The organism is Streptococcus sp. 9903 (genome assembly GCF_013276625.1).
In the GTDB taxonomy this organism is placed as follows: domain Bacteria; phylum Bacillota; class Bacilli; order Lactobacillales; family Streptococcaceae; genus Streptococcus.
This window is the reverse complement of the sequence record NZ_VMLI01000001.1, coordinates 161,049-182,992: the sequence shown is the minus strand read 5'-3', so window position 1 is coordinate 182,992 and position 21,944 is coordinate 161,049. Positions and strand designations below refer to the sequence as shown.

At 39.2% G+C, this 21,944-nt stretch carries 30 protein-coding genes; 13 read left to right on the top strand and 17 right to left on the bottom strand.

Annotated elements, in window-relative coordinates:
* Window positions 1-55 precede the first annotated feature (55 nt).
* From HT696_RS00960 to HT696_RS00930, 7 genes are all read right to left on the bottom strand, one after another.
* Entirely contained in the window at window positions 56-283 is a 228-nt protein-coding gene (locus HT696_RS00960) for a hypothetical protein (RefSeq protein ID WP_173218421.1), read from the bottom strand.
* Between the two features lie 9 nt (window positions 284-292).
* Window positions 293-754, bottom strand: a complete 462-nt coding sequence (locus HT696_RS00955) for a class I SAM-dependent methyltransferase (RefSeq protein ID WP_173218419.1) — start codon at window positions 752-754, stop codon at window positions 293-295.
* Window positions 754-948, bottom strand: a complete 195-nt coding sequence (locus HT696_RS00950; protein ID WP_173218417.1) for a hypothetical protein — start codon at window positions 946-948, stop codon at window positions 754-756. The genes HT696_RS00955 and HT696_RS00950 overlap by 1 nt, the downstream gene beginning before the upstream one ends.
* Complete coding sequence (locus tag HT696_RS00945) at window positions 948-1,838, bottom strand: phage replisome organizer N-terminal domain-containing protein (RefSeq protein ID WP_173282833.1); 891 nt, start codon at window positions 1,836-1,838, stop codon at window positions 948-950. The genes HT696_RS00950 and HT696_RS00945 overlap by 1 nt, the downstream gene beginning before the upstream one ends.
* On the bottom strand, window positions 1,829-2,077 hold the full coding sequence (locus tag HT696_RS00940; protein WP_240147142.1) for a hypothetical protein: 249 nt from the start codon (window positions 2,075-2,077) through the stop codon (window positions 1,829-1,831). The genes HT696_RS00945 and HT696_RS00940 overlap by 10 nt, the downstream gene beginning before the upstream one ends.
* Before the next feature lie 63 nt (window positions 2,078-2,140).
* On the bottom strand, window positions 2,141-2,464 hold the full coding sequence (locus HT696_RS00935; RefSeq protein ID WP_173252939.1) for a hypothetical protein: 324 nt from the start codon (window positions 2,462-2,464) through the stop codon (window positions 2,141-2,143).
* Between the two features lie 12 nt (window positions 2,465-2,476).
* Complete coding sequence (locus tag HT696_RS00930; RefSeq protein WP_023937079.1) at window positions 2,477-2,767, bottom strand: hypothetical protein; 291 nt, start codon at window positions 2,765-2,767, stop codon at window positions 2,477-2,479.
* Between the two features lie 305 nt (window positions 2,768-3,072).
* Between HT696_RS00930 and HT696_RS00925 the strand changes: the two genes are divergently transcribed.
* Window positions 3,073-3,603 (top strand): hypothetical protein, encoded by a 531-nt coding sequence (locus tag HT696_RS00925; protein ID WP_001135683.1) that lies wholly within the window; start codon window positions 3,073-3,075, stop codon window positions 3,601-3,603.
* 25 nt (window positions 3,604-3,628) lie between these two features.
* Here HT696_RS00925 and HT696_RS00920 read toward each other — a convergent pair whose 3' ends face one another.
* From HT696_RS00920 to HT696_RS00905, 4 genes are all read right to left on the bottom strand, one after another.
* Window positions 3,629-3,769: a hypothetical protein gene (locus tag HT696_RS00920; protein ID WP_000993373.1), complete on the bottom strand. Its 141-nt coding sequence runs from the start codon at window positions 3,767-3,769 to the stop codon at window positions 3,629-3,631.
* An 11-nt stretch (window positions 3,770-3,780) separates the two neighbouring features.
* Window positions 3,781-3,978 carry a hypothetical protein gene (locus HT696_RS00915; protein ID WP_001057655.1) on the bottom strand — a complete coding sequence of 66 codons (198 nt, stop codon included), beginning with the start codon at window positions 3,976-3,978 and terminating at the stop codon, window positions 3,781-3,783.
* 11 nt (window positions 3,979-3,989) lie between these two features.
* Window positions 3,990-4,175 carry a helix-turn-helix transcriptional regulator gene (locus HT696_RS00910; protein WP_000274132.1) on the bottom strand — a complete coding sequence of 62 codons (186 nt, stop codon included), beginning with the start codon at window positions 4,173-4,175 and terminating at the stop codon, window positions 3,990-3,992.
* A 137-nt stretch (window positions 4,176-4,312) separates the two neighbouring features.
* Entirely contained in the window at window positions 4,313-4,543 is a 231-nt protein-coding gene (locus tag HT696_RS00905) for a hypothetical protein (RefSeq protein WP_023938094.1), read from the bottom strand.
* Window positions 4,544-4,997: 454 nt separating this feature from the next.
* Between HT696_RS00905 and HT696_RS00900 the strand changes: the two genes are divergently transcribed.
* From HT696_RS00900 to HT696_RS00845, 12 genes are all read left to right on the top strand, one after another.
* Complete coding sequence (locus tag HT696_RS00900) at window positions 4,998-5,792, top strand: XRE family transcriptional regulator (RefSeq protein WP_173282830.1); 795 nt, start codon at window positions 4,998-5,000, stop codon at window positions 5,790-5,792.
* 7 nt (window positions 5,793-5,799) lie between these two features.
* Window positions 5,800-6,264, top strand: a complete 465-nt coding sequence (locus HT696_RS00895) for a hypothetical protein (protein WP_031233729.1) — start codon at window positions 5,800-5,802, stop codon at window positions 6,262-6,264.
* On the top strand, window positions 6,257-7,045 hold the full coding sequence (locus HT696_RS00890; RefSeq protein ID WP_173218409.1) for a DUF1828 domain-containing protein: 789 nt from the start codon (window positions 6,257-6,259) through the stop codon (window positions 7,043-7,045). Before HT696_RS00895 ends, HT696_RS00890 begins: the two co-directional genes overlap by 8 nt.
* A 435-nt stretch (window positions 7,046-7,480) precedes the next feature.
* The gene (locus tag HT696_RS00885) at window positions 7,481-8,077 is read left to right on the top strand and encodes a CD20-like domain-containing protein (protein WP_173282828.1); all 597 of its coding nucleotides are present in this window, start codon (window positions 7,481-7,483) and stop codon (window positions 8,075-8,077) included.
* A gap of 173 nt (window positions 8,078-8,250) precedes the next feature.
* Complete coding sequence (locus tag HT696_RS00880; RefSeq protein WP_173218405.1) at window positions 8,251-9,396, top strand: site-specific integrase; 1,146 nt, start codon at window positions 8,251-8,253, stop codon at window positions 9,394-9,396.
* 131 nt (window positions 9,397-9,527) lie between these two features.
* Window positions 9,528-10,097: a CYTH domain-containing protein gene (locus HT696_RS00875; protein ID WP_173218403.1), complete on the top strand. Its 570-nt coding sequence runs from the start codon at window positions 9,528-9,530 to the stop codon at window positions 10,095-10,097.
* 112 nt (window positions 10,098-10,209) lie between these two features.
* A complete protein-coding gene (locus tag HT696_RS00870; protein WP_004254210.1) occupies window positions 10,210-11,169 on the top strand; it encodes a ribose-phosphate diphosphokinase in 960 nt (319 codons plus the stop codon).
* 9 nt (window positions 11,170-11,178) lie between these two features.
* Window positions 11,179-12,294, top strand: a complete 1,116-nt coding sequence (locus HT696_RS00865) for a cysteine desulfurase family protein (RefSeq protein WP_023935874.1) — start codon at window positions 11,179-11,181, stop codon at window positions 12,292-12,294.
* A 4-nt stretch (window positions 12,295-12,298) separates the two neighbouring features.
* On the top strand, window positions 12,299-12,646 hold the full coding sequence (locus HT696_RS00860; RefSeq protein ID WP_000863540.1) for a DUF1831 domain-containing protein: 348 nt from the start codon (window positions 12,299-12,301) through the stop codon (window positions 12,644-12,646).
* 7 nt (window positions 12,647-12,653) lie between these two features.
* Window positions 12,654-12,869 (top strand): DUF4649 family protein, encoded by a 216-nt coding sequence (locus HT696_RS00855; protein ID WP_173218401.1) that lies wholly within the window; start codon window positions 12,654-12,656, stop codon window positions 12,867-12,869.
* 82 nt (window positions 12,870-12,951) lie between these two features.
* Entirely contained in the window at window positions 12,952-13,593 is a 642-nt protein-coding gene (locus HT696_RS00850; protein WP_000653414.1) for a redox-sensing transcriptional repressor Rex, read from the top strand.
* Between the two features lie 17 nt (window positions 13,594-13,610).
* Window positions 13,611-14,300: a gamma-glutamyl-gamma-aminobutyrate hydrolase family protein gene (locus HT696_RS00845; RefSeq protein WP_023935878.1), complete on the top strand. Its 690-nt coding sequence runs from the start codon at window positions 13,611-13,613 to the stop codon at window positions 14,298-14,300.
* Here HT696_RS00845 and radC read toward each other — a convergent pair.
* The 6 genes from radC to HT696_RS00815 all read right to left on the bottom strand — a co-directional run bounded on the left by radC (window position 14,297) and on the right by HT696_RS00815 (window position 21,798).
* Window positions 14,297-14,977 carry a DNA repair protein RadC gene (gene radC / locus HT696_RS00840; protein ID WP_054392765.1) on the bottom strand — a complete coding sequence of 227 codons (681 nt, stop codon included), beginning with the start codon at window positions 14,975-14,977 and terminating at the stop codon, window positions 14,297-14,299. The two genes, HT696_RS00845 and radC, sit on opposite strands and share 4 nt — an antisense overlap.
* Window positions 14,978-15,019: 42 nt before the next feature.
* On the bottom strand, window positions 15,020-17,311 hold the full coding sequence (gene pcrA, locus HT696_RS00835; protein WP_173283063.1) for a DNA helicase PcrA: 2,292 nt from the start codon (window positions 17,309-17,311) through the stop codon (window positions 15,020-15,022).
* A gap of 514 nt (window positions 17,312-17,825) precedes the next feature.
* A complete protein-coding gene (locus tag HT696_RS00830; RefSeq protein ID WP_057488258.1) occupies window positions 17,826-18,686 on the bottom strand; it encodes a methionyl aminopeptidase in 861 nt (286 codons plus the stop codon).
* A 15-nt stretch (window positions 18,687-18,701) separates the two neighbouring features.
* A complete protein-coding gene (gene spxR, locus HT696_RS00825; RefSeq protein ID WP_112443665.1) occupies window positions 18,702-19,979 on the bottom strand; it encodes a CBS-HotDog domain-containing transcription factor SpxR in 1,278 nt (425 codons plus the stop codon).
* A complete protein-coding gene (locus HT696_RS00820) occupies window positions 19,972-20,523 on the bottom strand; it encodes a GNAT family N-acetyltransferase (protein WP_112443664.1) in 552 nt (183 codons plus the stop codon). Before HT696_RS00820 ends, spxR begins: the two co-directional genes overlap by 8 nt.
* Before the next feature lie 15 nt (window positions 20,524-20,538).
* A complete protein-coding gene (locus tag HT696_RS00815) occupies window positions 20,539-21,798 on the bottom strand; it encodes a UDP-N-acetylglucosamine 1-carboxyvinyltransferase (RefSeq protein WP_061088064.1) in 1,260 nt (419 codons plus the stop codon).
* Window positions 21,799-21,944: the final 146 nt, after the last annotated feature.

Sequence of the window (21,944 nt, the reverse complement as noted above, 5' to 3'; positions counted from 1 at the left end):
TATTAAGTAGCCGAGAAATAACCACAGAATCGCCATTCCAAATTCTTTAATAAGTTCAATCATTTTCTTCTCCTCCTGAAAAAGTCGCTAAATAGTAACAATCCTTCGCACCATAGTCAAACCGTGTCGTCCGCTGACCAATGTGCTTCTGAAACCTTGGATGAGTGATAGCCGAGAAAGCCCACTGATGATCTTCCATTTGCTCAATGAGATCATCGACATTGTCAAACCTCCCAAGGAAAAACTTGCAGTGCCCGTTATAGACGAAGTAAAGATTTAACATCAATACCTCCTAAAATTTCATAAAAGCCATCCAGTGAGTTGTCCCACGCTGTTGCCCAAAAAGTGGTTGTTGTGGGACTAATTCCAAAATTTCCTTAACATTTACTTGAGCATCAGACCACTTGAAAATAAGTGTTCCTCCTGTTTTCAAAACCCTAAAACATTCTTCAAAACCTTGTTGTAAATCTAATCTCCAAGTCAACAAGTCTAGTTGTCCATATTGCGCACGCATGAATGATTTCTGGCCAGCCCATAAAAGGTGTGGCGGATCAAATACAACAAGGTTAAATGTTTCATCATCAAATGGCATATCTCGAAAATCTGCAACAATGTCTGGCTTAACGTTGATTTTCTTTTTGTGAATCTCAAATTCCTCTTCACGTCTATCCATGTATGTTGTGTGTGGTTCCTTTTTATTAAACCAAAACATTCGAGAGCCACAACACGCATCTAGTATTCTGATATCTTTCATCACTCCACCTCAACAGGGTAAAAGTTCCCAAAGCAACCCCTCAATGCCTTACCAACCTGTACGGCTGCCCCACGAGAAACAAACCGCATGGCTTTCTTCTCCTCAGAATATGAAATGTCCAAACCAGTCACTCCGATAACTGCGGACATCAGAAAGGGCTTATCCTCTCTTGTCCCATGTCTTAAAATAAACATCAGCCACCTCTATTTTCAAGCCTTTCAAGTAATTCACGTTTCCGTTTTTCAAGCTCTTCCTTGTCCTCCTCGCTCGTGGTATTCACATAGTTAGGTTGAGACCATTCAGGAACATTTGATTTTTGATTCCCTGACTGACCCTTGATTTTACTTTCTTTGTAGGCTCGCTCACGTTCATCGACTGCTGCAATCGTCAAGACTCCGTCTTTTTTCCAATTCGTCAAAATTGCTTTAATATAACTAAAATTCCGTTTACCATTGTCAGCAGCAAAACCAATTGCTTTCAGAACAACTTTCGCTTCCATTCCATCCAAAGTGATGAACTCTTTCAAGATTTCAAATTGAGTTCCATCTAACGGAGCAATACGAGATTGATATTCTTCCACGATGAGCTCGACTGGATTTTTATTTTTATTTTTATTTTTATCTATATCTTTCTCTATCTCTATATCTATCTCTTTATCTATATCTATATCTCCGTTACACTTTGTTTCATCGGTGTTACAATGTAACACCTGTTTGTTCTCTCGAAACTTGCGAACCCTTCTGGCAGTTGCTGTTTCACTCCCAACCATCTCAGGAACTTGCTCTAAGAAATAGTCCCTGTCATTTTTTCTAGTCAACAATCCTTTGCTTTCTAAAAAAATCAATGTAATTTTAATATCTTCGACATTTTCGTCAATGACAAGAGCGATTTCTTCAGCTAGATTGTCAGCCAATCCATCGTAGTAAATATGCCCTCCGTCTTCCAAGCTAATTAACATCATTTTGAGATAAATGATGGTATGTGTATCTCCGCCAGCAATCTTGCGAAGTAGTTTCATCTCCTTTGACTTAAAGAAGTCCTGAGCAAGCTGGATCCAGAAATACCGCTTGTTTTTTAACGCCATAATTTCACACCCCATTTCCTACGGTTAGCGCGGTACTTCATCCGCATATCCTCATAGATGTACCTGCCTTCTAGCGCCATCTTCTCAACCTTTAGCAGTTTATTCTCAGAGACCACATCACGATAGTCCTTTGCTAGTTTTCCATAGTCGGTTAGGTATTCTTTGATAAGTGAAATTTTCCTGTTCTCGTCCTCTAAATATATTTCGAAATCAGATTTTTCTTCATCAGACGACATCATTTCTTTATTCACTCTCTCATGCCAGAATAGCCATTCAATCAATTCTTCCATTTCCTGCCCTCCTCATGACAAAAGTCTGATTGCAGACTGTTTAGGTTCTGGTAAGCCTAACGGCTCTGGACGCAAGCCTACAGGCGGTTCATTGTCGTAGGTGAAGCCCTTGAACGGACGACGAATATTCTTGCGAATTTCTTGCCATTTGTCCTCTCTACCACGTTCGTATGCATGATTACGCACTTGGATAATCATAGACGCAAATTCTTGCTCTTCTCGTCTCTCTTCTTCCTCTCGTTTTTCTTGCAGTTTGATATGACGATAAGCCCCTGCAAATCCAAGCAGCAAGGCTCCAACACCCATCAACTGGTCTAAAATCGGTGGTTCAAACATTTTTCTATCTCCTTACGCTCTTAATTTTCGTACTTCTTTCTCTAATTCCAAAATTTCATAAACATCATTGACATCGTACATAATATCTTTCCCTTGCTTACGAAATCTTAACCCTTTACGTTCTAATTTCTTAATATAGGCATGAGTAAAGCCAAACTTCTTCATCAAAGCCTGTTGATTGATTGGCATACGATCATTCTCTAACTGCTCCTTGACCTGCTTTTCAGCAAAAGCCAATAATTGATTTGTGAACAATTCAGCACTTTCGCCGTCTAATCGTAATTGTAACGTTATACCTTCCATTTTCTACATCCTCTCAACTATGCGGGCAAGCATTTTTGTGATATAATGGTTTAAATTGTTTTAGTATGCGCCTGACTTCGTCAGGTGCTTTTTTGCGTTCTTGTCAAACTGTATTACTTTCCAGCGCTCTGAGTTCTATCTCATGGCTGACTTGTCTAAATAGCTTCTCACACGCTATTTTAGCTTCTCTGTACGTTGTAGATTCACTGAGTAACTATTTTTAAATTCCTTATTTGCCATCTCTTCCTCTCCTTTCTATTTTTCTCTCCTTTTTGCTATAATAAAAGCAGAAAGGAAGTGATCTAATGCCACAAATCACCAATGATAATGTCCAGATTTGGACACTCTATATCACAGTAATAATTGCAGTTATCGGTTTTGTTTTTAATACCATTTCACTCTGGCAAACAAAGAAAGCTACAGAGGATATGGCAAAGCCTTATATTAATGTTTATGTAGATGTCTATGCAGTTAAAAATCAACAACGTACCTTTGTTTTTAAAAACTTTGGCCAAACTCCAGCATATATAGATAATATTCAGATAGATGGCGAATTGGATCCATTGAATTCTGTACACCGCTTCAACTCACTTATCGGAAATATGATTGCCCCAGGACAAAAATTTACATCATCAATAGACCCAGATTATAAAGGTCGAATTACACTGACAATTACTTACTCCGATAGCAAGAAACACAAATATATAGACAAGTTTGTACTTGATGCTACATTGGCATCTGCAATGTTCTACACTGTAAACGAGAGCAATAAAAGCGATTCTCCAGCTACAGCTATCAGACAATCGACCATGGCTCTATTACGCGATCTACGATAGAACCATCTCCGAGCGATTTTACAGTTCAAACATCACGTAAGAATTCAATTTTTATCTCAACAGTTTCATCGTCAAGTGTATTGGCGATGATTTTATTTTTTGCGTCAATCGCTTCGTTCAAGTCTTTACAAGTTAATTCATAAAATACATTTACATTTGCATTCATCTCTTCCCCTCCTACTCCAGCACCTTACTGCCGACTACCAACCGTTTAACGACAACGTCCATCTCCTTAAACTCGGCATTCTCTGCACAGTAGCGGACGCTCTCACTGATGATGTGACAAATAGATACGCCGTACTCGTTCGCCAGCTCCGTAGCGATCTCCCAGGCATCTCTGTCAATCCGTGTTACTTTTTGCGCTGCGTTGTTCATAGTATTTCCTCCTACAACATATCTTCTACCCTACACCCTAGCGCCTTGGCGATGACCACCGCCTGCGATAGCGTCACCGCCTTCAGGTCGTTCTCGATCCGAGACAAGGTCGTGTAGTCTATCAAAGTTCGCTTGGCAAGCTCACGCAAGCCCAGCTTTTGAGCCGTTCTCAGCTCCCTCATTTTCGCTCCATACATTGACTTTTTCCTTTCTACTAATAGGTCTTTTCAAAACTGTTGGTACTTGTCAACAGTTTTGATAGAATTATTCTATCGATTTTGAAAAAGTTTGACCTTTTTGACTTTTGTTTATTTTATCTCTTTTTGAGATATTTTCAACTGAAGAATAAGTCAGTTTCACTCATTCCGAATTTATTAGCAATAATTGCCATTTCATAATCCTGAAAAGGAAACTGACCTTTTTCTTTAAGTTCATACTGACGACGATTTTTTAACCCAATCAAGTCCGCCATGTATAACGTAGTAAGCTCTCTTTTTCTACGTTCTTCCCTTAATCGAATTTTAGGAAGAAGAAATTGAGAACGTATTTTCTCTTTATTTGTCAACAATAATTCTCCTCTCTTATATAAGCCAAGTAATAATGATAACTAGAATAGTTAAGGCAATCAAAGACCAAGTGATAAATTTAGCGGTTTTGTTTTGCATTTTTTCTACCTTGTGCTATAATGAAATTACACAATAGTGGTTGGGGCTTTCGCCCCTTCCACTCTCTTCCTAGAAGAGTTTTGATATAAGATTTACCAGTGCAGAGATTAGATTGATGAGGGCTATTATCAAACCGATCTTGACTTCATTGGTAAGTCTTTTCTTTTTGTGCTTTTTCATTTAGTCCATCCTTTCTGTTGTTTTCCTTGTCTTAAGATTGCCTTTCTCAACCTTACAAGACTATTATATCTCATTTTGAGATATAAGTCAATGATTTTTTATCACTTTTTGAGATTTTTTTATTTATTTTTTTATCTCATTGTGATATATTATAGGTAGAGAAAGGAAATGTTTATGAATATACTAGGTAATTCTATTAAAGAAATCAGAAAATCTAAGAAAATGACACAAAACGAATTGTCACAGTTGACTGGTTTTAAACAAAATACTATATCCAATCATGAAAACGGCAAACGACAATTAGACGAAACAGATATTAGAATTTATGCTGCTGCTCTCGAAGTTGAGCCACAACAACTATTTAGTCTTTCTAAAGTTACCACCCCCACAACGTCCCCAGATTCGCTCACACAGCAGATAACGGACAAGGTAGTACAATTAACCCCAGATAATAAAAGAATCGTGCTACGGACGTCTGACGAGCTTCTGAAGAGTCAAGACGCAAACGGCGAGATGTACACAGAGCAAAACGAAGAAGAAACGAAGATAAACGAAGTGTCGGAAGTTATCAGCTTGTATCAAGTTGAGGTTGTATCTGAGACGGCAGCAGCTTCTGGATTTAACTATGGATTCGGTTACGACGATATAGATAGAGAGACTATAGAGGTTGACGAGCAACCACCACGTCACGACATTGCGACTAAGGTCAGCGGAGACTCCATGCTGCCTGACTACCAAGACGGAGATATTCTTTATTTAGTAGACAAAGGACTGACCACCTACAACGGAGACCTAGCAGTTATCGCATACGGAGACCGTTCTTACTTTAAGAAGATCTATACCGAAAACGGACGCTTACGCCTGGTATCACTCAATGACAAGTACGAAGACATCACCCTAGACTTCCCACCAGCCGAAGACACACACATCAAGATCTATGCAGTAGTCGGGGTGTATAGAGGGGAGTAAGGAAAAAATGAATTACAACGACTTAAATGATCAGCAGGTACAAGAATTAATTAACAAACTGAAGTACCCAAAAAACGAACTTTCTTTTAATGAAATCCATACTACAATCTCGTCTTTATTTGGTAAAATAGATATAGACGAAGCTATTATTGATGATGATGACATTCAATATATACTTCACATATACAGAGGAAGGATGAATCCTGAGCGCTACAGCATTCATATTAGATTTAAAAATTCCCATAATCATTTAGTTAGGGTAGACATTAATCCATCTAATAGACATGTGAATCCTGATGACTCAATTGTAGAGGGGAATCACATTCATATATACTCCAATCACTACGATAAAAAGGATAGAGTTGCTATCCCGCTTGAAGATTCTGACTTCCCTAATTTAACTCACATTGTGGACGTATTTTCTGAATTCATCAAATATACACATATCAAGACGGAGGCTGATGATGAATAACTCAAATACACTAAAAAATATATATTTTGATTGGTTATTAAAAGAGTATAAGTTCAATGATCTAGAGAAAAATATAGTAGAAATTAGAACACCGTTTTTAGATAATGATTTTGATCATATCATCCTATATGCTGAGTTTTTATCAGATGGTAGGGTCACACTCACAGATGACGGATGGACCATTAACAATTTAAAAAGTCACGGCGTTAGTTTCTCAAATCGTTCAACATACAAAAATAACTTACTAAATACAATCGTAAACAATTTAGGTACGAGAGCTGAAAATGGAGAGTTGTTTATCACAACCAGCCTCGAAAAATTCCCACTTGCAAAGCAACGGTTGCTCCAAACTATTATGCAGGTGAATGATATGATAGTCTTACGAGATACAACAATTAAAAATGTTTTCCATGACGAAATAGAAAACACCTTAGTACAGAGAGAGGTTCTTTTTACAAGAAGGCCGTCTTATTCAGGTAAAGAGGGGATAACTGTGCAATTTGACTTCGCAATTCCCACAATCAAAAAAGAAAGACTTGTAAGGACTATTTCAAACGGAAATGATCTCAACAGGGCTAAATTACTCGCAATGGATACACGTATTTTACAGAACCATAAAGATAACGTTGAATATATTGCTGTAGTCGACGATATACACCATAGATTTGATAAAGTGGCAGAAACCCTAGCGGTATTTAACGAAAATAGCAAAGATAAAATAATATTGTTATCTCATAAAGATATCTTAGAAAATTCTCTTTTATTATCAAATGTGATATAAAAAATCCCCGCACTCGGCAATAGTCCCCCATATCCAAGAAGTCTATTGTGCAAAATTGATATTTTTTGAAAATTATATTACAATACAGCTATCAGGAGTTTAGCTCCATAAAGTTTAGGTTTGGATTTTAGATCCATATCGTGATGGTAGCCGTATTTGATACGGCTACTTTTCTTTTCATATTCTAGTAAACATAAGTCGTTAAAATAAGTTGACGTTTGACAGAAATTAAAAAAAGAAATACACTAAGAATGTAAAAAAGCCTTGTTCGTCAAGGATAAAATCGTCTGGTGTACTTCTAAGAGGTACACCTTATTTTATTATCTGACGAGCTGCCAACTGTTTCCATTTTGGAAATAGTTGGCATGTAAAAAACAGAAATAAAAATATGTGCAATAACTGATCCACACTAAAAGCTGATAGAGAGGTTTCATTATGAAACAAGAACGCAAAGTTTTAGGTATTTTAGCTATTATTTTTGGAGCAATTGCTCTACTTGGCTCATGGATGCCTATCATCAATAATTTTTCATTCATTTTGGCTATTTTAGCTCTTATCTTCGGTTTAATTGGTTTTGCAGTAAATCGAAAAAGACCAAAAACACTAGCTATTATTGGGACGGTTCTAGCAGTCGTGTCTATTGCTATTGTATTAGTAACTCAAGCAATGTACGCTAAATCATTGAAAGAACTAGGTAAAAACGTTGAAGAGACGGTTAGCTCTGTAAGTTCTTCTATCGAATCATCTCAAAAAGAGGAAGATGCTAAATTTAACTGGACAAAAGAACAGTTTGATGCGCTTCAAGTTGGCGATATTATCAACTATGGAGCCGGTGGAACTAACTACGATGACGTTGCTAGCGTTCACGGAGAACCTAACAATGTAACAACTAGTTCAGTAAATGACCACGACAGTAAGACAGTATCATACACTTCTACTGGTAGCAAATATAAGAGCGTTATTCTTTCGTTTTCAAAACAAGACGACGGTTCTTTCTTGTTGACTTCTAAAATCAGCTCAGGTCTAGAGTAAAAAAGACAACAAAAAATCCCCACACTCTCCATCGCCAAACTTTGAGTGTGAGGATTCAACTTTCCATCAAGCAAGCAATGGAAAGGATGATAAAAAAATACAACTATAGTTTATCATAAGTTCTACACCTTTTCAACTATGCGGGCAAGCAATCGAAAAGAAAGGACTTTTTTATGATAAAAAAATACATCACAAAAAAAGGAGAGACTAGATATCTCTTTCAAACATATTTGGGCATAGACCCTGCTACTGGAAAAGAAAAACGCACAACAAGACGTGGTTTTAAAACCATTAAAGAGGCAAAGGCTGCCGAACGTGACCTTCTCTTAGATGTTGAAGAGAACGGTTTTTCAAACAATGAAGATTTTCAGAACCCTACTTTCGCTGAAGTTGCTGAGTTATGGCTTGATAGCTATAAGAGCACTGTGAAACCAACAACCTATCAGAACGTTAAGAAAAAACTTGATGTTATGATTGACTTGTATTTTACAGATATGAAAATCCAGCAGATCAGTGTAGCTTATTGTCAAAAGGTTGCTATCCAGTTAAGTAATCGCTATATCCTCTATGCTAATTACTACTCTGTAATCAGCCGTATTTTCAAGTATGCCGTTTCTCTTGACATCATTAAGTTAAATCCCTTAGACAAGATTATCAAGCCTAAAAATAGACCCTTAAAGGCCAAAGAGAACCACTATACAAAACAGGAGCTAACGGAGTTTCTTAAAGTTTGCAGAGTAGATTGTAAGCCTGTAGAGTATACCTTTTATCACTTACTAGCTTTTACTGGTTTGAGATGTGGTGAGGCTCTTGGGCTCATGTGGTCAGATGTTGACTTTGAAAATAAACGATTAAGCATTTCTCGAACAGCTGTCGTTGTTAATAAAAAACAAACTGTTCAGGGCCCTAAAACCAAAATGAGTAAGAGGGTTATCACTTTAGATGATGAAACTCTAAATATATTAAAAATCTGGAAGCGTCAGCAGATAAAAGAATATTTTCGGGCTGGCGTACCTTACAAACATGATTCGAATTATATCTTTACGAATAGTTTCGGAGGATGGATTTCTCCTTCAGCTGTGAAAGAGAGACTTAGAAGATTCTTTTGTGAACATAAGGATGTCAAAAAAATCACTCCTCACGGTTTCAGGCACACACACGCTTCTCTCCTCTTTGAAGCAGGTGTTACAGCTAAAATCATTTCGGACAGATTAGGTCATAACAATGTTCAAACCACCCTTGATATGTATACCCACATCAATGATAATCAACGTTTTGAAGTCGTCGATCAACTCATGGATTTCATCCGCTCCAGCTAAAAGTCATGCCGTATTCAATCTCGTATTCACTTTTAGATATACACTATAAAACCACTGATTTCAAGGGACTAGGAAACCGTGAGCAGTTTATACCATAATCCGCTTTCATAGATAAAGAAAAGGTAAGAAAAATGAAACATTTAGAAATTGAATTGAAAACACTCTTGAAAAAAGATGAGTATGATCGTCTAAAAGACCAGTTCACAGGTGTCACTTCTGTTCTTCAAAAAAATTACTACATCGACACACCTGATTTTGAGCTGCGAGAAAAGAAAGTTGCTATGCGCATTCGAACCTTTGAAGACTGGGCAGAATTGACACTCAAAGTCCCACAAAGTGTTGGGAACATGGAATACAACCAAAAATTGCAACTAAAAGATGCTGAGAACTATCTGAGTAAGGAAGAACTTCCTCAAGGGCTGGTTCTTGATGAATTGGCTAAACATGGTATCCAAACTAGTGAATGGCAGGTTCTTGGTTGTCTAACAACGCTTCGCTATGAAATGCAAACAGCTATCGGTCTCATGGCTCTGGATGAAAGTCAATACTTTGATATGACGGATTACGAATTGGAGCTTGAAGTGGAAAATCACGAGCAAGGCAAACAGGATTTCCAACAATTTTTAGAGAAAAATCAGATTTCCTATCAAAAAGCTCCTTCAAAATTGGTTCGATTTGTCAAAAGTATGAAAAATAGCTGAAATAATCTCCATTTTTTGGTAAAATAGAAAAGATAAAAATACAAAAATCCCAGTTCATATATGTAAGGCAAATATCACTAGGATTTATAAAGTTTACAGAGGACGGTCTATAATGTCAGATAGAAAAAACATGAAACTTTTCGCACTCAACTCTAACCAAGAGATTGCACAGAAAATTGCCCAAGCTGTTGGTGTCCCACTTGGAAAACTATCATCACGTCAATTTTCAGACGGAGAAATCCAAGTAAATATCGAAGAAAGTGTCCGTGGTTATGATGTGTACATCATCCAATCAACAAGTTTCCCTGTTAACAACCACCTAATGGAATTGCTTATCATGGTCGACGCTTGTGTGCGCGCAAGTGCCCACAGTATCAACGTTGTCCTTCCATATTTTGGCTATGCACGTCAAGACCGCATTGCTTCACCACGTGAGCCACTTACAGCTAAACTAGTTGCTAATATGCTAGTTAAGGCTGGGGTTGATCGTATCCTGACTCTTGATTTGCATGCCGTTCAGGTTCAAGGTTTCTTTGATATTCCAGTGGATAATCTTTTCACTGTTCCCCTATTTGCAAAACACTATTGCGATAAGGGCCTCCTTGGCTCAGATGTTGTTGTCGTCAGCCCTAAAAATTCAGGTGTCAAACGTGCTCGTAGCTTGGCTGAGTATCTTGATGCTCCTATCGCCATTATCGATTACCCTCAAGACGATGCAACTCGTAACGAAGGTTACATTATTGGTGATGTTGAAGGTAAGAAAGCCATCTTGATTGATGATATTCTTAACACAGGACGTACCTTCTCTGAAGCTGCTAAAATCGTTGAACGTGAAGGGGCTACAGAAATTTATGCTGTTTCTAGCCACGGTCTCTTCGTCGAAGGAGCTGCTGAACTTCTTGACAATACTAAGATTAAAGAAATTCTTGTGACTGATTCAGTAGCAACAAAAGAAAAAACTCCTAAAAACGTATGCTACATCACTGCTAGTGAGTTAATTGGTGATGCCATCGTCCGTATCCACGAAAGAAAACCAGTCAGCCCACTCTTTGCCTACAACAAAAAGAAATAAGGTGATTATTTGATTTATTTGGACAATGCTGCGACAACTCCTATGTCAGCAGTTGCTATTTCAGCTATGACCAAGGTGATGCAAGAAACCTACGGCAACCCTTCTAGTATTCATGGTCATGGTCGTCAAGCTGGTAAACTCTTACGAGAAGCCCGTCAGGAACTAGCCCAGTTACTGGGGACAAAACCTCAACATATCTTTTTCACTTCTGGTGGGACTGAAGGCAACAATACTGCTATCATTGGCTACTGCCTTCGTCACCAAGAACAAGGAAAACATATCATCACAACTGCCATTGAACACCATGCTGTCCTTGAAACCATTGATTACTTGGTTCAACACTTTGGGTTTGAAGCAACCATTATTCAACCAGAAAATCAAGAAATCACAGCCCAGCAAATTCAAGAGGCCTTACGTGACGATACGATTTTGGTTTCTACCATGTTTGCCAATAATGAGACTGGAAACCTACTGCCCATTGCTGAAATTGGCCAAATACTCAAGCAACACCCAGCCGCCTATCATGTCGATGCAGTTCAGGCTATTGGTAAAATCCCTATACACCCAGAAGAATTGGGCATTGATTTTCTCACTGCTTCTGCCCACAAGTTCCATGGTCCTAAGGGAATCGGCTTTCTCTACGCATCTAGCATGGATTTTGATTCCTATCTACATGGCGGAGACCAAGAACAGAAAAAACGTGCAGGAACTGAAAATTTAGCTGCTATCGTAGGCATGATTGCAGCCCTAAAAGAGGACCTAGAACAGCAAGAAGAACATTTTCAACATGTACAAAATCTAGAAACTGCCTTTCTGGCAGAGCTAGAGGGTATTCAATATTACTTGAACAGAGGAGACCATCATCTCCCTTATGTCCTCAATATTGGATTTCCTGGCCAGAAAAACGACCTCTTACTCCTTCGTCTAGATTTAGCTGGAATTTCAATCTCTACTGGCTCAGCCTGTACGGCAGGCATTGTCCAATCCAGCCATGTTCTTGAAGCTATGTACGGAGCAAATTCAGAACGCTTGAAGGAATCCGTTCGTATCAGTTTGTCGCCACAAAATACCGTTGAAGACCTACAAACCCTCGCAAAAAACTTAAAAGAAATTATCGGAGGTTAGCCATATGGCATTTGAAAAAACCATTCAGTTAAAAAATTGTCGTTACGACTACACTCTTAGCCCTTCTGTTAAAAAATTCACCCTCAAAGATAACACCTTTTTTGAGACAAAAGTTGGTAACTATGAACTGACTCGCCTTTTGGAAAAAGTGCCAAACAGCGGTGAAGGATTCCAACTCAAAATCATCATTAACAAGGAACTTACAGGGGCTAAAATCAATATCACTGACAAGTTTGGCCTTCGTCTGGTTGATATTTTCAAATCAGAAGACCACCACATTCATCAGGAAAAATTCTATTTCCTCATGGATAGCTTGGTAGAACGTGGTGTCTTCACAAAATCGGAAAGATAGGTCCCATATGTTTGAACTGACCTATAAGGACAGCTATCATGTAGAGCGCACTCTCAAGTATGAGGATTACGAGGCTCTCATGCTGGCTCTATCAGGATGTGTGACTCTGCCAGATACACTTTATGTAACTTCTTTGACCTTTCAAGAGCAGGAAGTTTACCAAGGACTGGTCGGAGACCTCTACCGTTTTCTATCACATGCAGATTTTTTACATCAAAACTAAGATTTTTCTTAGTTTTTTCTTGTTTTTGTTGATTTTTTCACAATGTTTCTATAAAATAGAAGAATAGAAAGGTTGTGATTTTGTGAAAGATAAACAGTCTGCTATTCCAAAAGCTACAGCGAAAAGACTCTCTCTCTACTATCGAATTTTTAAGAGATTTCATGCAGAAAAGATTGAACGTGCCAACTCTAAGCAAATTGCAGAGGCTATCGGTATTGATTCAGCGACCGTACGTCGGGATTTTTCCTATTTTGGTGAACTAGGTCGTCGTGGTTTTGGCTATGATGTTAAAAAACTGATGACGTTTTTTGCCGATTTACTCAATGATAACTCTATTACCAATGTCATGCTGGTTGGTATTGGAAATATGGGCCATGCCCTTCTCCACTACCGCTTCCACGAGCGTAACAAGATGAAGATTATCATGGCCTTTGACCTGGATGACCATCCTGAAGTCGGTAGCCAAACTCCTGATGGGATTCCCATTTACGGAATTTCTCAAATCAAGGATAAAATCAAGGATGCTGATGTCAAAACTGCTATCCTGACCGTTCCCAGCGTCAAGTCACAAGAGGTTGCCAATCTCTTGGTGGATGCTGGCGTGAAAGGAATTCTCAGTTTTTCACCAGTCCATCTGCATTTACCAAAGGACGTGGTCGTTCAGTATGTCGATTTGACAAGTGAACTCCAAACCCTCCTCTATTTCATGAGAAAAGAGGATTAGAAAGCGAAAATCATTTTATGAAAAAACCAGTTATAGGGATTACAGGAAACGAAAAAACTCATCCAGATGATGACATCATGATGAGCTACGCAGCAAAAGGCTTTGTTGAAGGCGTTAAAGACGCTGGAGGGATTCCCATCATCCTACCGATTGGTGATCAAGAAATGGCCTGCCACTATATCAGTATGATTGACAAGCTCATCTTGACAGGTGGGCAAAATGTTGATCCAAAATTCTATGGTGAACCAAAAACTATTGATAGCGATGACTACCACCTTCAAAGAGATATATTCGAACTAGCCCTCATCAAGGAAGCTATCAAACAGCAAAAGCCGATTTTCTCTGTCTGTCGTGGGACTCAGCTTTTTAACGTTGCCATGGGTGGAACTTTGTACCAAGATATAGAAGACCACTGGCAGGATTGTTCTGCCGAATACACAACTCAACGCTTGGTGACAGAACCAAATACTGTTCTTCGAGAAATCTATGGAGAAATCTCCCATATCAACTCCTTCCACCACCAGAGCATCAAGGATTTAGCACCAAATTTAAAGATTGCGGCTCATGATCCTAAAGATGGTATTATAGAAGCTGTTATGAGTACGGATGATGTCGCCTTTCTCGGTGTCCAATGGCATCCAGAATTTCTATTTGAAAATCGTCCCAAGGATAAAAATCTCTTTGATTATGTCGTTAATGAACTTTAGATTAAATCCGTCTTTTCACGGTAACTAAAGTAACTAGATTGTGAGACAATCAAATGGTCCAAGAGGACAATCCCCATCAGTTCGCAGGCTTCTTTGACAAGTTTAGTGACATGATCATCATTTCGGCTAGGCGCTACCGCTCCTGAAGGATGATTGTGAACCAAGATGAGAGAAGTCGCCATATGCTTGATTGCATAGTGAAGGATCTCTCGCGGCTCAGCGATACTACGAGTGGCAGAACCGATAAAAATGGTCTGTTGATGGATGATTTGATTTTGAGTATTGAGATAGAGCGCCACCAGGTGCTCTTGTTTTTTGTCCCCTAATTCCTGTTGCATCTTCTTGGCCAACTTTTGACTACTGAGAATACTTTCCATTTCAAGGGTCTCGTATTTGTGAATACGATGCCCCAATTCAATCATAGCTTGCAACTCTATAGCCTTAACACGACCGATACCAGACAGACTCTGCAATTCCTGCAGGGTCATTTTTTTCAAATCCGTTAGGCTTGAAAGATTGCTCAAGACTTTCTGGGCAATTTCAAAAACGCTGGCTTGACGTGTTCCTGTCCTAAGTAAAATAGCTAGCAACTCTTGATTACTGAGCGCTTCAACTCCTTCCTTGGCCAGTCTTTCTCTTGGCAATAATGAATCTTCTTGAAATGAAATACTGTACATAAAAATCCTCCTCACTTTATTATTCGTGAGAAGGATGAAAAATTAGATTTTTTTCTCAATTGGAGCCACACTGGCTAAAAGTTTTTTCAAACCTACTTCTGGGAAATTGATTTTCAATTCCTGCGTAGCACCACTACCTGAAACTTCCAGAACGGTTCCCTCTCCCCACTTCTTGTGGAGGGCAATATCACCAATGGACCAATTTGTCTCACTAGACGCTGATTTTGCGCCAGCTGTAAATTGACCAAATGGGAGACCGCTTGATTGGATAGTTCTTGGGGCGGCACTACGTTTACGGTCTTGAAGAGCTTGAGCCAGACTCATACCTTGACCGAAGGCAAGACCACCACTGCTATATGATGCCTTAAAGCTTGCATTGGCTGGACGGGCCAATCCTTGATACTCAAGCAAGTCTGAACTAATTTCATTAATAAAACGAGTCGGACGGTTGTAGTTGGTACGACCGAAAAGCAGGCGCGAGTTGGCATTGGTCAGATAGAGAATTTTCTCTGCACGCGTAATTCCTACATAGGCTAGACGGCGCTCTTCTTCTAGTTCATCTTGATCTTCAGCTGCACGGCTAAGCGGGAAGACATTTTCTTCCATCCCAATCAAAAATACAACTGGAAACTCTAGACCTTTGGCAGCATGCAGGGTCATCAAGGTCACTTCTGATGTCTCCTGACTACCTGAATCTGTGTCGGCAATCAAGGCCAAGTCATTTAAGAAACGACTCAGTTTGTCCAGACCAGTTTCTTCTTCTGCCACATCAGAGGTGTCATCAAAGTTTTTTGTCACAGAAAGGAACTCTTCGATATTTTCAACCCGAGCCTTGCTTTCTAGAGTTGCTTGGGCATTAAGAATATCGACGTATCCTGTTTTTTCTAGAACAGCCTCAACCAACTCTGTAATAGTTAAGTGATCTAGCTGCTCTCGTAAATCTAGAATCATATTGGCAAAATCCCAGATAGACTGAGATACCTTACCCTTGATACCAGATAACATGATATTAGCTGAAGCATCTAACATAGACATGTCTTGCATATTCGCAAAATCACGGATTTTCTCAACAGTACCTGGGCCAATTCCACGTTTAGGCTCGTTAATAATACGTTCAAAACTAATATTATCACTCAAATTAGCAATAAGGTTGAGGTAGGCAATAATATCACGAATTTCCTTACGGCTGTAGAACTTGGTCCCTCCGACCATTGTATAAGGGATATTTGACTTGAGCAGGGCTTCTTCAATGGTACGAGACTGCGCATTTGTACGATAGAGAACTGCAAAATCCTTGTGAAGAAAGTTTTGACTGCGACTAAGTTCATCGATGGTTCTGGCTACAAATACAGCCTCATCTAGCTCATCATCGGCACGATAGTAAACGATTTGTTCCCCATCAGCGTTTTGGGTCCAGAGATTCTTAGGACGGCGGTTTTTATTATTTTTAATAACCTCATTGGCCGCTTGGAGAATAGTTTTGGTTGAACGGTAATTCTCCTCCAACAAAACAACCTTGGCTTGAGGATAATCTTTCTCGAAGTCCAAGATATTCTGCATATCAGCACCACGCCAACCGTAGATAGACTGGTCCGCATCTCCAACAACACAGATATTTTTAAAACGGGAAGCCAAGAGTTTGACCAATTGGTACTGAGCATGGTTGGTATCTTGGTACTCATCAACGTGGATGTATTGGAATTTCTGTTGATAGTAAGTCAAAACATCAGGATTTTGATCAAAGAGACGCAGGGTCAGCATAATCAAATCATCAAAGTCAACCGACTCCGACTGACGAAGCTCTTTTTGATAAGCAGTGTAACACTGGGACACGATTTGCGTATACATATCGCCAGCTTGAGCAGTATAGGCAACATCATCAATCAAATCATTCTTAGCATTGGAAATGGTCCCCAAAATAGTTCGTTCATTCCATTTTTTAGGATCCAAGTTCAACTGCTTGAGAATGCGTTTCATGAGAGTTCGCTGCTCCCCTGGATCTACAATAGTAAAATTGCGGTTGTAGCCAATATGATCCGCATCGCGACGCAAAATACGCACACACATGGAGTGGAAGGTCGCAATCAGACAGTCCTGAGTGGCTGGATTAAGGTTATAAGCACGCTCTTTCATCTCACGCGCAGCCTTATTAGTAAAGGTAATGGCCAAGATATTCCACGGATTGATCAGCTTTTCATCAATCAGATAAGCAATACGGTGGGTCAAAACTCGGGTCTTTCCAGAGCCAGCCCCCGCCATAATCAACAAGGGACCTTCTGTCGTTTGCACCGCCTCAGCCTGACGGTCATTCATTCCATTCAATAATGCGTTCATCTTCTCTTCCTTACTCTTGAAGTCAATATTTCTATTATATCAGAATTCAGGGAAAATAGAAACTTTACGGGGAGTAGCAAAATATAGTGGATTGAAACTAGAATACTACACTGTAGGTTTCTAAAACACTCAACTCTTTCATTCAATTTTTTCATAAACTAGCTCAATACTTCAATATGAAAAAGGTAAATTTAAGATTGGCAATACGAACGTTAAACAGAATTTCATTGCTCTTTTTAGAATCAAAACGACAATATTGTGGAACCTCTACAGAAACAATAGATTGCGACACTAAAATATTCTCCCCTAGTTTTGCTTTACTAATAGTATATAGGAGGAGAGCTCTGAATCCTAGGCCCTTTGTTATGATGTGGTTACAAACAGAGTTGGAAAAAATCTTAAAATCAGAAAAACGCATGATATCAGCCCCTAATATGATACAATGCGTTTTATTATGAAAAGATCTACTGGATTTTTTATCAAAATAAACTTCCAGTAGTCTTTTCACTTTTTATTAATAGGTTCCTTCTTCACCTTGGCTAGTCAAGATTACCGGACCATCCTTAGTAATGACAAATTGGTGTTCATATTGACAAGATAGTCCACCGTCAATAGTCTTATGGGCCCAACCAGTCTTCATATCTGTATCAATTTCCCAGTCACCTGTATTGATCATCGGTTCAATAGTCAAGACCATTCCTTCACGGAGACGGAGTCCACGACCAGCAATACCATAGTTAGGAACCATTGGTTCTTCGTGCATGGTTGGGCCAACACCATGACCAACCAAATCACGCACTACACCGTAACCACGACTTTCAGCGTATTCTTGAATGGCTGCACCGATATCACCAATGCGATTTCCAACAACAGCTTGCTCGATTCCCTTGTACATAGCTTTTTTGGTTACATCCATCAAGTTTTTCACTTCTTCGGACGGTGTACCTACAGCATAAGCCCAACATGAGTCTGCAAGACCACCAGAATAGCTCTGAGTGTATTTTTTCATTTGCTCAACATTGTTGAAGTTTAATTTTGAGACATTCAAATCAGATTTAGCAATTGGGCCTCCCAAAACCATATCAACTTTGAGCAAATCACCATCTTTCAAGATATAGTGACGAGGGAAAGCGTGAGCTACTTCATCGTTAAGAGAGCAACAGGTAGCATAAGGATAGTCCATCATTGCACCGTCAACCCCAATCTGAAGCGGAAGGAAATTTTCTTCCTTACAACGACGGCGGACATACTCTTCAACTTCCCACATATCTACGCCAGGCTTAATCAAATCACGTAAGCCGATATGAATACTTGCTAGAAAATCACCGGCCTTATCCATAGCTTCGATTTCACGAGCTGATTTTAATGTTATCATTTTTTCTCCTAGTTTCTAATTAATTTTAACGGTTACATTTGCTTTTGAAACAATCTGGTGACCATGATAAATATCGTAGTCAATAATAGCTGATCGTCTCGTATGATGAATAATCCGTGCTTGAATGCGCAGTATATCATCTATCTGAACAGCCTGCAAAAAGTAGATCAGCATTTGCTCGATAATGAGATTGCGGCCACTATTCACAACCAAATCTTGGGTCATGTGAGTCAGTATCTCCGCCAATACACCGTTAGCTAAAACACCGTTTTTCTCAAGCATAAAGGGTTCCACTGTAATCACTACTTCATCATGGTGATAAGAAAGTTTTTGTCCAATCTGCTCAGAAAAAGTCGGTAGAGCCGAAACTTGGGAACGGCTCATCTTCTCCATGACATCTCGTCGTGTCACAACTCCAAGCAAGGTTTGATTATTCCGAACAACTGGTACCATTTCAAAGTCTTCAGCAATCATCCGTTGACTAACATTGGCAATATTTGTCGATAATCCAACTAAAAATAGACTACGCGACATAACCTTGTCAATTGTGGTACTTGGTGACTTATCGCCCGCATCTCTCATAGTTACAACTCCAACGACAACCTGATGTTGGTTAATAACTGGAAAACGACTGCTTCGATTCTTACGAACTAAGTCCAAATAATCTTTAACAGTGTCTGTCTCTCTCAGAAAACCATACTCATGACTTGGATGATAAAGCTTCTCAACAGTTAAAATATCCGTTTTGATTTGGACATTTGACAAGGCTTTATTGATCATGGTCGCGACAGTGAAAGTATCATGCTTGCTTCTCAGAACAGGAATCCCTTTTTGATTGGCCAGTTTAAGTACATCATCATGAACCTGAAATCCACCTGTAACCAGAACGGCATTTTCATTTTCAAGTGCTAACAGTTGGATACGGGTACGGTCTCCGACAATCAAGAGTCCCCCATCATGAAGGTAAGACAAGATATTTTGTTCGGTCATAGCACCGATTGAAAACTTACTAAATTCTCTCTCTAAACCTTCTTGCCCAGCCAGAACCTCAGAAGAGGTCACTTCAGCAATTTCAGCAAAAGTTAATCTTTCGATAGCAACTTTCTGGGATTTGACGCGGATTGTTCCACTTCTAGGACGGGTCTCCACAATTCCACGGTTTTCAGCTTCTTTAATGGCCCGATAGGCAGTTCCATCACTGACTCCCAGATGGTTGGAAATACTACGAACACTGACCCTTTTACCTACTGGTAATTCTTCCAAATAGCTTAGAATTTCCTGATGCTTACTCATTGAATTCTCCTTTTACATACCGAAATTCAAGATAATCCCGCATTTTTCTTGTGTAGCGATCACTTCCTTTAAACTGACGAAACAAACGGAATCCAGACTTAAGAGCAACCCGTTGGCTAGCTTCATTTTCAAGGTGGGTAATGATGGATAATTGTTTTAAGCCAACTTCTTCAAAAGAAAGTTGACAAATTTTTCTAACAACCTCTGTCATAAATCCTTGCGACCAAGCATCTTTTCTCAAAAAATAGCCAAGTTCAGCTTCTTTTTTAATTTCATCTAACTTTTCAAACTTAACAGAACCAATCATTTTTTCAGTTTTCTTGTCACAAATAGCCCATACCCCCAAAGGGGACTTCATAAAGTAATTAGCCAACGCATATTGGCTCTCTTCCAGACTTGCTTGAGTCGGGAAAATAAATTGAAGATTTTCTGGATTCGAAGCTATCTCATGGAAGTCCTGACTATCACTAAAAAAGAAAGGACGCAAATACAAGCGATCCGTTTCAAAAAAAGAAAACATTGCTAATTTGGTCCAAATATTCATAAACACCTCTACGGTTTAATCCTCAACAAGTGTAATATCCGCTCCTAGATTACGTAATTTTTCGATAATATCAGAATAACCACGTAAGATAAACTCGATATTGGTAATTTCAGTTTGTCCCTCGGCCATCAAACCAGCAATGACTAAAGCTGCACCAGCTCTCAGGTCAGTTGCTTTAACACTGGCTCCACGTAAATCACGACCACCTGTGTACAAAATATGACCATTTGTTGTCGAAATATCCGCATCCATCTTTGCTAGTTCAAAAACATGATTTACACGCTTTTCGTAAATCGTATCAACAATTGTACCACGACCATTCGCTCTTAGTAAAAGTGGGGTAATCGGTTGTTGCAAATCAGTTGCAAAGCCTGGGTAAGGAGCTGTCTTAATATTGATTGCTTTCAAATTAGACTGCTCTTCGACAAAAATGCTGTCTTCAGATACAGTCATTCTCACTCCCATTTCTTCCAGCTTAGCAATAAATCCTTCCAGGTGTTCGTAAAGAACATTATTGATACGAATTCCTTTACCAACTGCAGCAGCTAAGGAAATATATGTTCCAGCTTCAATGCGGTCTGGAATCACCTGATGACGGGTTCCATGTAATCTTTCGACACCATCAATAATGATGATATTGGTTCCTGCCCCACGGATATGGGCACCCATATTATTCAAGAGGGTAGCTACATCAATAATCTCAGGCTCACGGGCTGCATTTTCAATAATAGTACGACCATTCGCTTTAACCGCAGCAATCATCGTATTGATCGTTGCCCCTACACTAACCGTATCCATGTAAATACTTGCACCATGAAGTCCTGTATCTTTAGCAGATAACTTCATGTTATCTCCCTCGTAGCTAACAGTGGCACCCATAGCTTCAAACGCCTTAAGGTGTAAGTCAATCGGACGAGGACCAAGATCACATCCTCCCGGTAGACCAACTGTCGCTTCACCAAAACGACCCAAGAGGCTCCCATAAAAATAGTAAGATGCACGAAGACTGTTGATTTTCCCATAAGGCATTGGAATATTTTGAACACCTCTTGGATCAATCTCCAAGACATCGTCATAACGCTTAACAGTAGCTCCCATCAATTCCATGATTTCGACAAGACTTGCTACATCCGAAATATCTGGAACGCAATCCAAAGTCACCACATCATCAGCCAAGATAATAGCTGGAATTAAGGCTACAACACTATTTTTAGCACCACTAATAGTGATTTCACCTTGTAGTGGTAATCCACCATTGATAACAATTTTTCTCATTCTAAGTTTTCAATACTCTTTCAAGATTTCTAATAAGGTCTTTAAAATAAATTATATCATAAATGCAACCTTTTTTCCATCCTTTTCAATTTTATTGGATAAATCAGAGTTGATGATTTAGTCACTGATACTCAATGAAAATCAAA